12 protein-coding genes are annotated in these 13,253 nt (G+C 42.2%); 10 read left to right on the forward strand and 2 right to left on the reverse strand.

Annotated elements, in window-relative coordinates:
* The first annotated feature begins 101 nt into the window (after positions 1 to 101).
* Both K6V26_RS19300 and K6V26_RS19305 read left to right on the forward strand, forming a co-directional pair.
* Positions 102 to 608 (forward strand): hypothetical protein, encoded by a 507-nt coding sequence (locus tag K6V26_RS19300; protein ID WP_224263592.1) that lies wholly within the window; start codon positions 102 to 104, stop codon positions 606 to 608.
* 18 nt (positions 609 to 626) lie between these two features.
* Positions 627 to 1,454: a hypothetical protein gene (locus K6V26_RS19305; RefSeq protein WP_224263593.1), complete on the forward strand. Its 828-nt coding sequence runs from the start codon at positions 627 to 629 to the stop codon at positions 1,452 to 1,454.
* A gap of 30 nt (positions 1,455 to 1,484) precedes the next feature.
* Here the strand turns inward: K6V26_RS19305 and nudC are convergent, their stop codons facing one another.
* Entirely contained in the window at positions 1,485 to 2,252 is a 768-nt protein-coding gene (gene nudC / locus K6V26_RS19310; RefSeq protein ID WP_224263594.1) for an NAD(+) diphosphatase, read from the reverse strand.
* Positions 2,253 to 2,408: 156 nt separating this feature from the next.
* Between nudC and K6V26_RS19315 the strand changes: the two genes are divergently transcribed.
* The 6 genes from K6V26_RS19315 (at position 2,409) to K6V26_RS19340 (ending at position 6,841) form a co-directional block, all read left to right on the forward strand.
* Positions 2,409 to 2,630, forward strand: coding sequence for a 4Fe-4S binding protein (locus tag K6V26_RS19315; protein ID WP_082207500.1), 222 nt, complete (start codon positions 2,409 to 2,411; stop codon positions 2,628 to 2,630).
* 23 nt (positions 2,631 to 2,653) lie between these two features.
* On the forward strand, positions 2,654 to 3,046 hold the full coding sequence (locus tag K6V26_RS19320) for a hypothetical protein (RefSeq protein WP_007655379.1): 393 nt from the start codon (positions 2,654 to 2,656) through the stop codon (positions 3,044 to 3,046).
* Positions 3,043 to 3,621, forward strand: coding sequence for an RNA polymerase sigma factor (locus K6V26_RS19325; protein WP_224263595.1), 579 nt, complete (start codon positions 3,043 to 3,045; stop codon positions 3,619 to 3,621). The genes K6V26_RS19320 and K6V26_RS19325 overlap by 4 nt, the downstream gene beginning before the upstream one ends.
* Positions 3,622 to 3,776: 155 nt before the next feature.
* On the forward strand, positions 3,777 to 4,451 hold the full coding sequence (locus K6V26_RS19330) for an ABC transporter ATP-binding protein (protein ID WP_007655383.1): 675 nt from the start codon (positions 3,777 to 3,779) through the stop codon (positions 4,449 to 4,451).
* Positions 4,452 to 4,590: 139 nt separating this feature from the next.
* The gene (locus tag K6V26_RS19335) at positions 4,591 to 4,809 is read left to right on the forward strand and encodes a hypothetical protein (protein ID WP_224263596.1); all 219 of its coding nucleotides are present in this window, start codon (positions 4,591 to 4,593) and stop codon (positions 4,807 to 4,809) included.
* 85 nt (positions 4,810 to 4,894) lie between these two features.
* On the forward strand, positions 4,895 to 6,841 hold the full coding sequence (locus K6V26_RS19340; protein ID WP_224263597.1) for a TlpA family protein disulfide reductase: 1,947 nt from the start codon (positions 4,895 to 4,897) through the stop codon (positions 6,839 to 6,841).
* A 95-nt stretch (positions 6,842 to 6,936) separates the two neighbouring features.
* On the opposite strand, the gene K6V26_RS19345 is transcribed toward K6V26_RS19340, so the two are convergent.
* Complete coding sequence (locus K6V26_RS19345) at positions 6,937 to 8,598, reverse strand: IS1182 family transposase (RefSeq protein ID WP_224263243.1); 1,662 nt, start codon at positions 8,596 to 8,598, stop codon at positions 6,937 to 6,939.
* A 185-nt stretch (positions 8,599 to 8,783) separates the two neighbouring features.
* Between K6V26_RS19345 and K6V26_RS19350 the strand changes: the two genes are divergently transcribed.
* Together K6V26_RS19350 and K6V26_RS19355 are read left to right on the forward strand one after the other, a co-directional pair.
* Positions 8,784 to 11,471, forward strand: a complete 2,688-nt coding sequence (locus K6V26_RS19350; RefSeq protein ID WP_224263598.1) for a S9 family peptidase — start codon at positions 8,784 to 8,786, stop codon at positions 11,469 to 11,471.
* 35 nt (positions 11,472 to 11,506) lie between these two features.
* Positions 11,507 to 13,129, forward strand: a complete 1,623-nt coding sequence (locus K6V26_RS19355) for a tetratricopeptide repeat protein (protein ID WP_224263599.1) — start codon at positions 11,507 to 11,509, stop codon at positions 13,127 to 13,129.
* Positions 13,130 to 13,253 lie beyond the last annotated feature (124 nt).

A 13,253-nucleotide genomic window follows, 5' to 3' on the forward strand; every position in this document is an offset into this window, starting at 1 on the left:
CCGTTTTATAATTAAAGACTATTAATAAATTAATCGGATAAGATGCAGCATTTCCTTGAAATATTGCGTCTTAAGGTTAAGATAAAAAAAGACGGACAATTATGACTAAATTACAGATACTGGCACTTTTGCTTGCCTCATTGGCACTACTATTCTTCACCTCCTGCGACAGCGAAGACTTCCAGGAGCCGGATGTGTATAAGGTGACTCCCGACCTGCGGTTGAGGATTAACCAGGGGATGAAATTATCCTCCAAATCCGAGAGAAAAACATTTAAGGAGAAATTCGACTTATTCCAGGAGAAATGTAACGAAATGGATCACATAACTTCTCCGTACACTTATATGGAAACGGAAGAATATAAGGATTTTAAAAACTTTCTCCTTTCTTCCTCACCCCATATCTATTATCTGTTGATGGATAAATTCCTGAAAAGCAGACTGAGCTTTTTCTCTAACATCATCAGTGACATTCTCGTATCATCCAAACCGGCTATTGCCGATCAGATTGCGGAACAGATGAGAGCAACCGGCACTTTGGAGGAAAGTTTCTATCTCTATCCCCAATTATGCCTGGATATATGGCTCGATGCATTAGATACCCAATAAATATAAACCCTCCCCTCAATGACGATCGCAACTACACATATATGGACTTCACTGGTCTGCCTCCTGTTTTTCATAAGCGGGATCACCAGTTGCGACTCTTCCGATCTCGACAAACTTCCGGTCAACGAGAATCCGGAAGTGGCATTCGTAAATGACGATGTTCCCCAAAGATTGTCGCTTAACAATGCCCGGTTAAAACGGATGACCTCGCCCGCCAGCGACTCCGCTTATTCCGGCAAGATTTACGAATATAATGACGAAGGTCAATTATCCAGGATTTCTAACTGCCTGTTTGAAGGGGAAGCAATTACCGATACTCTCGGTTACAATATTTATCAATATAACGTAGATAAGCAGTTGGTCATGACCACCAATTTTAATGCGAACAAAAATACCTCTACAGGATTTATCAATCTTCAGACACAGGTATATATCTATTCGAATGATGGCAAGTTAGAGAAAAAAATCACCCATTATCCGGTGATATCCCAGTCGGAATATACATTATATAAATACAAAAACAATATGCTTGACCGGAAAGAGCATTACGGGACTTCGGGAGTATTGGAAAACTATACGACCCACTCGTATGATAAGGTCGGCAAACTGATTTTGGAATGTCATTATATGGCAAACAACCAGTTAATCAACTATACACAGCATTCTTTTATCGACGGATTGAATACCCGTTCAGTGACTTTCTCCCCGACCGGCGAAGCCCTGAGAAAAGTGATCAACACATACGATAGCAATTATAACCTTATCCGATCCGAATCGAGCGAACTGGTATTATACAGTTCAAGATCAAACTTCACGGCACAATATGAATATGATAATGCTCAATAAGCATATTATGCCGTTATACGATCTTACACTTTACTGATCCAGCCACCAGTCGATCATCTTCCGCGCAAGGCTGAGTTTACGGGGTAACTCTGGCAGATTGTCTTTAGTGAAGAAAGCGCCTTCGCTCAATTCCTCATCCTGTAAACGGATCGTGCCGCTTACATAATCGGCTATAAACCCAACCATCAGGTTACTCGGATAAGGCCAGGGCTGATTCCCGAAATAGGTAATATTATTAATTTCCAATCCTGTTTCCTCCATAACTTCCCGTCTTACACATTCTTCCAGCGTTTCTCCCGTTTCAAGGAAACCGGCAACCAGACCATAGAAAGAACCTCTGAAATTCCGGGCATGGACCAGCAGTATAGCATCTCCTTTGCGGATCAGTACCAATATCGCCGGGGAGACTACCGGATAGATTTCATATTTACAGTTTGGACACTGTTTGGAAATAGTTGTCTGCATGACAGTTTTCGTTCCGCATGAAGGACAAAAGCGGCTATGCTGGTCCCAATAAATCAACTCATACGCTTTTCCGGCTATTTTATGTAAGACAGGATCGAGGTAATCATAGGATGCCCGCAAACCCATCGGAAGGTATTCAGCCGTTTCTTCCAGCGGTGTATCCACAGAGGCCGTACAAGCCGGCATATCTTCCAATAAATTGACTTCCAGCACATTCTTAACCGGCACAGGAGGATTGATACTATAAGGGATTGTATATGTTTCACCTTTTCTCTGAAGCAGTAACTGGTCGTTGAAGAAAATAAACCAGTATACATTATTTACATTGCTCATCACTTTTTACTTTTGAACGGCACAAATATACTGACTAATGCAGGATATACATCAAAAAAATATTTCTATTTAAAATATTCTTCCGGCTCAATCGTCTACAACAATAGAAGGCATGTCTTACTAATAGATTTTTAATTATTAAAACGGAAACGAAAAATGTTCGGAAGAAAGAGAAAAGAAGTCATATCTTTACAAGTCTTTGCTTATGAGTGTAGTGGTTGCGGACAATGTGTAAAGAGATGCCGGAGAGAGGTTTTGAAAATGGTGAATAACGGAAGTTGCAGCTATGCTACGGTGGTCAATCCGGAAAGCTGTGTAGGTTGCGGTAACTGTGTCGATGTCTGCAAAACCTATGCAATTGAATTAATAACAGAGTAATAAACATATTAAATTAAATAACAATGAGAAATCCGGGAGTATTCAGAGGAGCGTTCATCTTTTTATTTTTTATAGGGCTGTTTGCACTGGCCAGCCTGGGAGTTATGTATCTGTGGAACTGGCTGATACCGGCCGTTATCGGCTGGTCGGTCATTAACTACTGGCAGGCGCTTGGTTTGATGGTTCTTTGCCGGCTGTTATTCGGAGGGTTCAGAGGGTTTGGACATTTCGGTCCTTTCGGTCATCATCCCGGGGGCTTTTTCTTCGGTAACCGGGAAGAGCATAACCGCTTCCACGAGCAGATGAAAAATATGCCCTGGGAAGAACGCCGGGAACATATCCGCAGACATATGGCTGATTTCCGCAATGGCAGATTTAATACACAGGAGCCGTCTTCAGGTGATAATGCCCAATGAAAGAAATAGTTCAAAACCGCTCCGCTTCGGAGCAGAACACACGGGTTGCGGATATCTTCCGGAAATACCAGGCACAGCTGAAAGGTTTTATCTCCAGGCGTGTGTCCTCCAAAGAAGACAGTGAAGATATCCTGCAAAACATATTCTACCAGTTCATGAAATATGACCAGGAGAACAGTCCGATCGAACAGATCGCCGCCTGGTTATATTCTGTGGCCCGCAGCCAGATCATCGACCGCAGCCGCAAACACCGGGAAGAAGAAATGCCCTATCTCTCCGCCAACGAAGAAGACGGCACTTTCCTGAAAGAACTGGCGGAGCTCATGCCCGACGAAGACCAGTCGCCGGAAATGGATTATATCCGTTCTACCGTCTGGGAAGAGTTGGAACACGCATTATTGGAATTGCCGGACGAGCAACGGGCCGTCTTTGAACTGACGGAACTGGAAGGCATTCCGTTCAAGGAGATTTCAGAATCGACCGGCATACCGGTCAATACATTGATTTCCAGGAAAAGATATGCAGTCTTGTTTCTCAGGAAAAGATTATATAATCTGTATGAAGATATTTTGTAAACAACTTGTTCCCTAAAAGTGCGTTTCCGAACTATATCCGTGCGGATATGCACAACGCCGAAGAGAATCTAAAATCCCAACACAATACAAATCAAACACTTACAATATTGGCACAGCTTTTGTTCTTTCATTAGTAAATTAAAATTCTTATACTCATGATTAAGACAGTAGCATTAGAAAAAATCTTCCGTACAGAGGAAGTTGAAACTTGGGCCTTGAACAAGGTGAACATTGAAGTTAAAGAGGGAGAGTTTGTAGCGATAATGGGGCCTTCCGGTTGCGGTAAGTCTACGCTGCTGAATATCCTGGGATTACTGGACAACCCGACTTCCGGCGAATATTACCTGAACGGGATAGAGGTTTCCAAATATACGGAAGCACAACGTACAAAATTGCGTAAAGGGATTATCGGCTTCGTATTCCAGAGTTTCAACCTGATCGACGAATTGAACGTATATGAAAATATAGAACTTCCCCTACTTTATATGGGTGTTTCGGCTTCCGAACGCAAACAGAAAGTGAAAGAGGCCATGGAACGTATGGCAATCGTCCATCGTGAAAAACATTTTCCTCAACAGTTATCCGGAGGTCAGCAACAGCGTGTTGCCATAGCCCGTGCCGTAGTAGCCAACCCCAAACTAATCCTTGCCGATGAGCCAACCGGTAACCTGGACAGTAAAAACGGTCAGGAAGTAATGAACCTGCTCAACGAACTGAATAAGGAAGGAACAACCATCGTCATGGTAACCCACAGCCAGCATGATGCCGGCTATGCTTCACGCATCATCAACCTGTTCGACGGACAGGTGGTAACGGAGACGGTAATCTAATTACAAATGTTACAAAAGTCAAAGAGTAGACTGCAACATGTTAATAGATGTTGCAGCCTACGAAATATTCGTACTTTCCAGTATATCAAATCCAAATAAACTTGTACATTGCCGGCATTAACTACAAATCAAATTATCCATGAAAGCATTAGGTCTATTATTATTTGGAATCTTTTTAACCGTTTCTTCCGCTTATGGACAAAAAACATGTACAATCGAAGGTGATATCCAGAATATGCCAGACAGTATTACTCTCAGTTGTGCGGAAATGAAAGGAAATACAGCCAGAATGCAGGTCGATGACTTTTTTACAATGGCAAATGGTAAATTCAAAATTACCAGGAAGGTCTTATCCTGAAAATCAAAGAAGGATATAGGGAAGACGCTCTTCTGGAAGAACTCAAGAGTTTTATAAAAGACTAACAATCTAAATTAATAAAGGTATGAAACACATTATCAGTTTACTCACTCTATTCCTTTGTTGCACAAGTTTGCACGCTCAGGATCGCGTAGTGGAGCAACCGGCTTTTGAAGTACGCAACACCAATACGCTCGAATTTCAGAAAATTATTCTGAACGACACAGCCACCATCATGTATGTCGACGCTTATTACCGACCCAAATATTGGATCAAGATCGTTGATGAAACGACGTTGGAAGCCAATGGTAAAAGTTACCGGATCAAAGCCGGCGACGGTATTAAGCTTAATGAGGAATTTTGGATGCCGGAATCAGGTACGGCTTCTTTTCGTTTGATTTTCCCTCCCCTTCCGAAGGATACGAAAACAATCGATTTTATCGAAGGTAACGACAAAGGAGCTTTCAAGATCTGGGGCATACGATTGGATGGAAAGACACCTACAGTAGACTTTCCCAACGTAAAGAAACCGGAGAAAGCGCCTGTCCTGGAAAAGCCGGAACTGAAATCGGGTATTGCCACACTAAACGGTAAATTTATTGGCTACAAACCGGGGATGGATGAAGAACTGCCTATATGGGTATTCAATATTCTTACAGCCGGTGCAGACCAGAACACCATAAATGTTAAGCCCGATGGAAGTTTTAAACTGGAAATTCCATTGTTACATATTTCAAATGTGGTATTATCCGGAAACTCTGTTGTTCATACCCGTTTCTATATAAAACCGGGAGAAACAACTTCAGTCGAAATTAATATGCCGGAAATTTGTCGTGCACAATCCAAGATACAATCTTCCAAGCCTTCATTAGGAAACAAGTTCTATTTCACCGGAGCATTGGCTGATATAAACAACGACCTCGCCAATAATCCGGTTGAAGAACCTTCATTCAGTGTCAGAAGTCAGGAAGAATATGATCAGATGATGAAAGACATCAGTACAATGACGGTTGATCAATATAAAACATATTGGACAGAAAAATATCAGAAAGCCGTCAATCAACTGAATCAACTGACAGGAATCAGCGATGCACATCGTCAATTGATTGCCATGAAACTAAAGCATGAACTGGCTGATCAATTGCTTGGTTACAGAGCAATTGAATATGCTTACCGGCAAACGAATAAAATCCCCAAAGATTCTGTTCTGGTCAACTATGTAAAGCCAATTGCTACCCAGGATTATTTCAATTTCTTGCCGGAACTGTTGTCCAATGATCCTTACTTTATTTATAATGGAAATGCGGCTTATTTGCTAAGAGGCCTTCAGTTTACCAACTTTACCGGAAAAGATATCAAACTAGAGAAAGATGAAAAATTCCCAGACAATACAGCTGATATTGCCCGGATTATGGGAACCGATAAAGGACTTCTTTTCGATATGTTAGCCGCACAAAAACTGGCAGCTTCTATCAGCGAGTTCCGTCCTTTAGATGAACAAGAGTTGGCAAAGGCCAATACATTGAATCCGGCACTCAAAGAGGAACTTATCAAAATGAATGAGAAACTGAAACTGACAATAGAGGAAAACAAAAAGAAATCCGGCTATACCGTCAACCGTGTGAACATTGCGGATATCCCATCCGAAGAACTATTCAATGCAATTACAACACCTTACCGCGGCAAAGTTGTCTTCGTTGACTTTTGGGCAACCTGGTGCGGTCCCTGCCGGATGGCAATGAAAGAGACAGAACCGGTAAAGAAAGAATACGAAGGAAAAGACGTCGTATTCCTCTACCTGGCAGCCGAAAACTCTCCGAAAGGGACCTGGGAACAAATGATCCCGGACATCAAAGGTGAACACTACCGTGTTACTGCCGAACAATGGGAATACTGGGGAAAGAAATTCGGAATCAATGGTGTCCCTTCTTACATGGTAGTGGCAAAAGACGGTACTCCGGTTCACTTCCAGGTCGGTTTCATGGGAGTGGACAAGATGAAAGAAATGATCGATAAAGAACTGGCTAAATAAGAAAATCAGGAATATACTATTTATAAGGGTAAATGTGTCAAAACTAAGGCACATCTCCTTTTTTATCTTAAAAATAGTCGTTCCTCTTTTTTTGTCTATGCGACTATTTTTTCAGTAATTAGGTAATAAGGCTTAATATTCGTCGTATGTTGAGCCACACGTGGTCTGATAAAGATAAATATAGTGTGTGTACTCCTTCTCTTTCCTGCTTTTAGTAGTTTTGTACACATCTTTTTGATATTAAAAGCTATAGCAAAGAAGGCAAAGTCCATTGTAACCTTGTCTTCTCCCACATGCCGGAACCTTTTGTATGCCATGTTGTGTTTCATTTGTCCAAAAACTGCTTCCGGTTCTATACATCGCCTTCCCCTATGCCTGATGCCTTCTTTCGAGAGTAACCTTTCCCGTGCCTGCCGTTTGTATTGGTTTAACCGGTGGTTGACTTCTATAATACGGTTCCCCCGGGCTTTAAAGCAACTGCCACGTAAAGGACACCCTTCACATCTTTGTGCTTTATACCGGGCACTTTCGGTGATGTATCCGCTAGCTGTTTTGTCACGCCTGGTTCCTATACGGTTCATGTGCTGCCCCATAGGACAAACGTAATAATCCTCTTCCGCATTGTAATAGAGACTCTCCGCATGGAATGGATTGGGGGTATAACGGGGACGCTGTTCTTTATGGAAGTAGTTGTACTTAACAAAGGCTCCTATCCCATTATCTTGCATGAACCGGTAATTTTCTTCCGAGCCGTAACCGGAGTCTGCCACACCGACAGTCGGTAAGCGGTTATAGCGTTGCTCAAAGGAGTGGAAGAAAGGTATGAGGGTCAGTGTATCGGTTGGGTTGGGAAACAGTCGGAAGTCTATGAGGAATTGGTTCTGGGTACCTATTTGCAGATTATATCCGGGCTTGGTCTGTCCGTTTCTCATGGCGTCCTCTTTCATGCGCATGAAGGTGGCATCAGGATCGGTCTTGGAATAGGAGTTGCGTTCTCCAAGAGTGTCAAGATGGTTGTCGTATTCCATCAACTTGTCACGGTACTCCTCAAGTTCCCGGACCTGTTTCTTCTTTTCCCGGATGACTTTCTTTTGTTCCTTGTCCTTTGTTACAGGCTGGTGTTCCAGCACCTCTTTAAGTTCATTCACTATATCTGAGAGCATGGCGGGAGTGAACTCTACGGGTGTGTCTTTGGCGGAGTTCTCTTGGGCTATGGCTTCATCCACCTGCTCCAGGAGAATGCGGATCTTATCCATCAGCTTTGTACGGTTCTTTTCGACTGTCTTGCGCCAGACAAAAGTATATTTGTTGGCTCTGGACTCAATCTTGGTACCGTCAATATACTCTACGTCAAGGCTGATGAAACCTTTGTCGACAAGGACAAGAACCAACTGCGTGAATACATTATTTATCTCTTCTTTTACACGATTACGGAAACGGTTGATGGTTATAAAATCCGGATGTTCATTACCGGAAAGCCAGATATAATGAATGTCACGTAGGAGAAGCTTCTCTATTTTGCGGCACGAATAGATATTGTTCATGTAGGCGTAGATAATCACCTTAAGCATCATTTTAGGATGATAAGGACAACGACCGGTTGCTTTATAAAGCTTCTTGAAATTGTCAAGATTGAGATTATCAACAACAGTATTAACTATGCGAACCGGATCGTTCGCTGCTATGTTTTCATCAATTCTTCCGGGAAAAAGAACTGTTTGGTTGGGAATGTAAGGACGAAAATGTAACTTTGCCATAATGAAAAACTTTATGCCTAAAGATACAAAAACTTTGGGTAATAACAAAGCCCGGGCTTGTGAAAGTCTGGGCTTTGTGCATAAAAAAAGGTTGTGCCAGCGTTTTGACACAACCTCTTTTTTTTGCGGTAAAATCAAAAAGTCGTAATATTGCATTCACAAACATAACATATATAATGGTCGGCATGAAATATTTCAAACAATGGGTACTTTTTATTTGTCTGAGTGTTTATTGCAATGCTTCCGCACAGGAAATAAAAAAAGCGATGACATTCGACGAAATGGTTAGCTGGAAACGTATTACGGAACAAAAAATCTCCCACGACGGGAAATGGGTAGCCTGTAAGATGGAACCCTGGCGGGGAGATGCCAGTATTTTCGTGTACAATGCCAAAGGAGAAATGACAGCTTCTTTTCTTCCGGCTGCACAGGCTGAATTTTCTGCATCTTCCGGTTACCTGCTGGTTACCAGGAAGCCGGAACTTGAAAAAGTAGAAGCCCTGAAACTGAAAAAGACCAAAAAAGAAGATATGCCGTTGGATGAACTCGTCATCTTCAATCTCTCAGACCAAAAAGAGACGATAGACTCCCTGAAATCATATAAACTTTCTGAGAGTGCAGACTGGATTGCTTATAAAAGAGAGAGTAAATCAGATACTGTACTCCATGTGCGTTCGCTGGACGGAGCAAAAGAGGTACGGTTTGCCGATGTCAAGGAGTTCGGGTTCGCTAAAAAAGAAAACATTCTATATTACACGACAGATTCCACCTTATCCACATTTACTCCGGAGAAAGGGCATACCGTTATTTTTGAAGGTAAAGGTGTAATTAAAAAAGCAACATTCAATAAAACAGGTGATAAAATAGCATTCCTGTATTGTCCGGATAAAGACTCAACCAATACGCAATTTTCACTTTATCTGGCAGAAAATAATACCTGGGCCCGCCTCGTTGCCGATAAGGAACAAAACTTCATACCCAAAGGCTGGGTGATCAGCGAGAACGGTGACATCCGTTTTTCAGAGAACTCTGAACGTATTTTCTTCGGAACAGCACCGGCTCCCATGCAAAAAGATACTACCGTACTGGCAGAAAATCGTCCTGACGTACAAATCTGGAAATGGGATGAAGGTGTACAATATACTCAACAAGTATATAATAAAGAAAAAGACCTGAAAAAAACTTACACTGCCGTTTATAACATTTCCGGCAACACCCTCTTCCAACTGGCAGACAAGGAAATCCCTCATTTGATCACAGCCGATGAAGGTAATGCACCGATCGCCCTGTTATCGACAAACCAACCCTACGCAACGGAACAGATGTGGGAAGGCAGAAGCCGTTATGATATCTATACAGTTAATCTTCAAACCGGAGAACGCCAGCAAATAAAAAAAGCAAGCAACAGCAATATGCAACTTTCCCCCAAAGGGACATATGCTTATTGGTATTGTGCGCAAGACAGTTCCTGGTATACCTATTCCCTGGCAAACGGAAAAGAATACCGTCTGACAACTCCCACTACTTTTGCTGCCTGGGATGAAGACAATGACGTCCCGGACTATCCGTCACCTCACGGTCTGGCCGGATGGACAGCTGATGACCGCAACCTCCTGATATACGACCGTTATGATATCTGGAAATTCGATCCTACAGCAGAAGTCGCTCCTGTAAACCTGACAGTAAACGGACGAAAGGAACAACTTTCATATCGATTGATCAGATTGGATAAAGAAGAAAAATTCATTGATATAACAAAGTCACAGTTATTACAAGTGTTCAATGAAAAGACAAAAGGTTCCGGATATTACAGTGCCCATCTCTCTGCCCCCAAAGCGCCGAAAGCCCTGCTGGCCGGAAACTTCATGCTGAAAACACCCGTCAAAGCGAAATATTCAGATGCAGTGATCTATACCTCCGAAACATTTGAACAATATCCGGATATAAGGCTTTCTGACCTTAGTTTCAAAAAGTCCATCCAGCTTACCCACGGAGAAGAACAACAAGCAAATCTGAATTGGGGAACTGCCGAACTCGTCTCCTGGATTTCTCTGGACGGAACACCTTTGGAAGGAGTTGTCTATAAACCGGAGAACTTCGACCCGAACAAAAAATATCCGGTAATCGTAAACTTCTACGAACGTAATTCGGAAACGCTTTATGCTTACCATATGCCGGAACCGCATCGTTCCACGATTGATTACCATTTCTATACCAGTAATGGTTATATCATTTTCAATCCGGATGTACGTTATGTAGACGGTTATCCCGGAGAAAGCTGTTTCAACTGTGTCATGCCGGGTATTACCTCATTAATAGCCAAAGGATACATAAATGAAAAAGCGATCGGTGCACAAGGTCATAGCTGGGGCGGATATCAGGTTGCTTATCTGGCTACCCGGACAAACCTGTTTGCCGCTATCGAATCGGGAGCTCCGGTCGTCAATATGTTCAGTGCCTACGGTGGAATCCGTTGGGGATCAGGACTGAACCGTTCTTTCCAATATGAACACGGACAAAGCCGTATCGGCGGAACTTTATGGGACTCTCCATTGCAATATATGGAAAATTCTCCGTTGTTTACCATGGATAAAGTAGAAACTCCCATCCTGATCATGCATAACGACAACGATGGTCATGTACCCTGGTATCAGGGAATAGAATATTTTGTAGCACTCAAACGTTTGCAGAAACCGGTATGGCTACTCAATTATACCGGAGAAATTCATTGGCCGATGCGTCTGGCAAACCGGATAGATTTCCAGAAGCGTATGTTCCAGTTCTTCCAGCATTACCTAAACAAGCAACCAATGCCCAAATGGATGGACGAAGGAGTTCCGGCAGTCGATCAGGAATTTGAATTGGGATACTAAAAGCATTATATTTGCTTCAAATAACCGGTATGTCCATGAAAAATACTTTTTGGCTACTTATTATACAATCTATACTACTTTTGTCGGCCTGTACGGGCGGACAAACAGAGTATTGGTTGGAACAGGCTGAAAATTATCTGGACAAAAAGCCGGACAGTACATTAATATTTCTGGAGAAGATAAAGAACCCTGACCAGCTAGCCGATTATCCTAAAGCGAAATACGATCTGTTTCAGACTATTGCTGGACTCCGCAAAGGTCAGGCCATACGGACAGACTCCCTGCTCACAAAAGCTATTGATATTTTCATTGCCAACAATGATTCAGCCAAAACCTCTAATGCTTGTTTCTGGAGTGGGTTTATCAATATGCAAACGGCAAACTATATGCGGGCTGACTCTTTCTTTACCCTAGGTATTCCGTTTGCGACAAATCCTGTAGTACGAACCAGATTATACGAATACAGCGGTTTTGCCCTTCTGTACAAAGGCAACGCAAAACAGGCATTGCAGCAGCATAGACTGTCATTACAAGACAGTGCCTTTATCCCTGCCGCTTACCAGGCAGAAGTATTAGCAGAAATCGGACAGGCATATCGATATTCAGAACAAACCGACAGTGCAATCATCTACTACCAAAAAGCTATCCGAAAATCACTGGAAATCGAATCAAGGGAACAAACAGCCTTTTTCTATCAAAAAATAAGCGAAATTGAAAAAGAAAAGGGAAATATTAGAAACGCAACGGAAGCATTGAAAACAAGTCAGAGTTTATGTAACACCCGGACAAGCTATCCATACCATATGCTTACTCAAGCCCAAATATACATTGCATCCGGCGAAACCGATTCGGCAAGGGTTTACTTACAGAAAGCAATACAAAGCACAAACACCTATGTTGCAACCCGTGCCTATCAACTATTGGCCCGGCTATATGAAAAAAACAAAACAGACGAACAAATATACTACGCCTGGAAAAACTATGAAGGAAGTTTCAGCAACATATCCGGTGATGCCGAATCACAGATAATGACACAACGATATCAGGAAGAACTGCTCAAAAATGAAAACAACCAATTAAAACTCAAAAAGAAGCAACAAGATATCTACCTCCTTTCATTATGTCTGATATTGATTACAGCCTGTACCCTTTGGTATATTGTCTACAACCGTCTCCGGAAAAAGAAAATCATTGGCGAACAACAATTAAAAGAACAGGAACTAAAAAACCAGGTCGCCCAATTAGAGAAAGAGCGGGAATTGATATCCTTGCGTGAAAGAGCTACGGCTTTACGTGAACAGTTGTTCCGCCGTCTGTCTGCCTCCCAAAAGATCCCTTCCCTTTCCGGAAAAGCAAAAGAAAACACAGATGATAACAAATCGAGGTTAACATCGGAAGAGATAGACGAATTGATCGAAACTGTGAATAATATCTGGTCCGGCTTTGCCGAACGACTAAAAAATACTTATCCGTTACTCCGTACAAAAGACATCGCCTTCTGTTGCCTGTTGAAAAGCGGGATCAGCACGAAAGACCTTGCCTCCATCTATTATATCACTCCTTCGGCCATCAGCCAAAAGAAAGCACGTATGAAACGGGAGAAGTTCGGAGTTGAGGATGATAACCTGTCTCTGGATGATCTTTTGAATGCGTTCTAAACTGCTAAAGAGGAAATGTCAATTCATTTTTACTACGATCAGATAGTAAACATCTATATATCTACCCGTTGCCCCTTTCAGTATTATCTAAAATGTCAACTGACTTTCTAGTCTGTTATCAATA

The sequence above is a fragment of the Parabacteroides goldsteinii genome (assembly GCF_020091425.1).
GTDB lineage: Bacteria > Bacteroidota > Bacteroidia > Bacteroidales > Tannerellaceae > Parabacteroides > Parabacteroides goldsteinii.

Coding starts and splice junctions, on each gene's coding strand:
- K6V26_RS19340 (WP_224263597.1), top strand. CDS start 4,895: ATGAAACACATTATCAGTTTACTCACTCTATTCCTTTGTTGCACAAGT.
- K6V26_RS19325 (WP_224263595.1), top strand. CDS start 3,043: ATGAAAGAAATAGTTCAAAACCGCTCCGCTTCGGAGCAGAACACACGG.
- K6V26_RS19330 (WP_007655383.1), top strand. CDS start 3,777: ATGATTAAGACAGTAGCATTAGAAAAAATCTTCCGTACAGAGGAAGTT.
- K6V26_RS19335 (WP_224263596.1), top strand. CDS start 4,591: ATGAAAGCATTAGGTCTATTATTATTTGGAATCTTTTTAACCGTTTCT.
- K6V26_RS19300 (WP_224263592.1), top strand. CDS start 102: ATGACTAAATTACAGATACTGGCACTTTTGCTTGCCTCATTGGCACTA.
- K6V26_RS19315 (WP_082207500.1), top strand. CDS start 2,409: ATGTTCGGAAGAAAGAGAAAAGAAGTCATATCTTTACAAGTCTTTGCT.
- K6V26_RS19350 (WP_224263598.1), top strand. CDS start 8,784: ATGAAATATTTCAAACAATGGGTACTTTTTATTTGTCTGAGTGTTTAT.
- K6V26_RS19305 (WP_224263593.1), top strand. CDS start 627: ATGACGATCGCAACTACACATATATGGACTTCACTGGTCTGCCTCCTG.
- K6V26_RS19355 (WP_224263599.1), top strand. CDS start 11,507: ATGAAAAATACTTTTTGGCTACTTATTATACAATCTATACTACTTTTG.
- nudC (WP_224263594.1), bottom strand. CDS start 2,252: ATGAGCAATGTAAATAATGTATACTGGTTTATTTTCTTCAACGACCAG.
- K6V26_RS19345 (WP_224263243.1), bottom strand. CDS start 8,598: ATGGCAAAGTTACATTTTCGTCCTTACATTCCCAACCAAACAGTTCTT.
- K6V26_RS19320 (WP_007655379.1), top strand. CDS start 2,654: ATGAGAAATCCGGGAGTATTCAGAGGAGCGTTCATCTTTTTATTTTTT.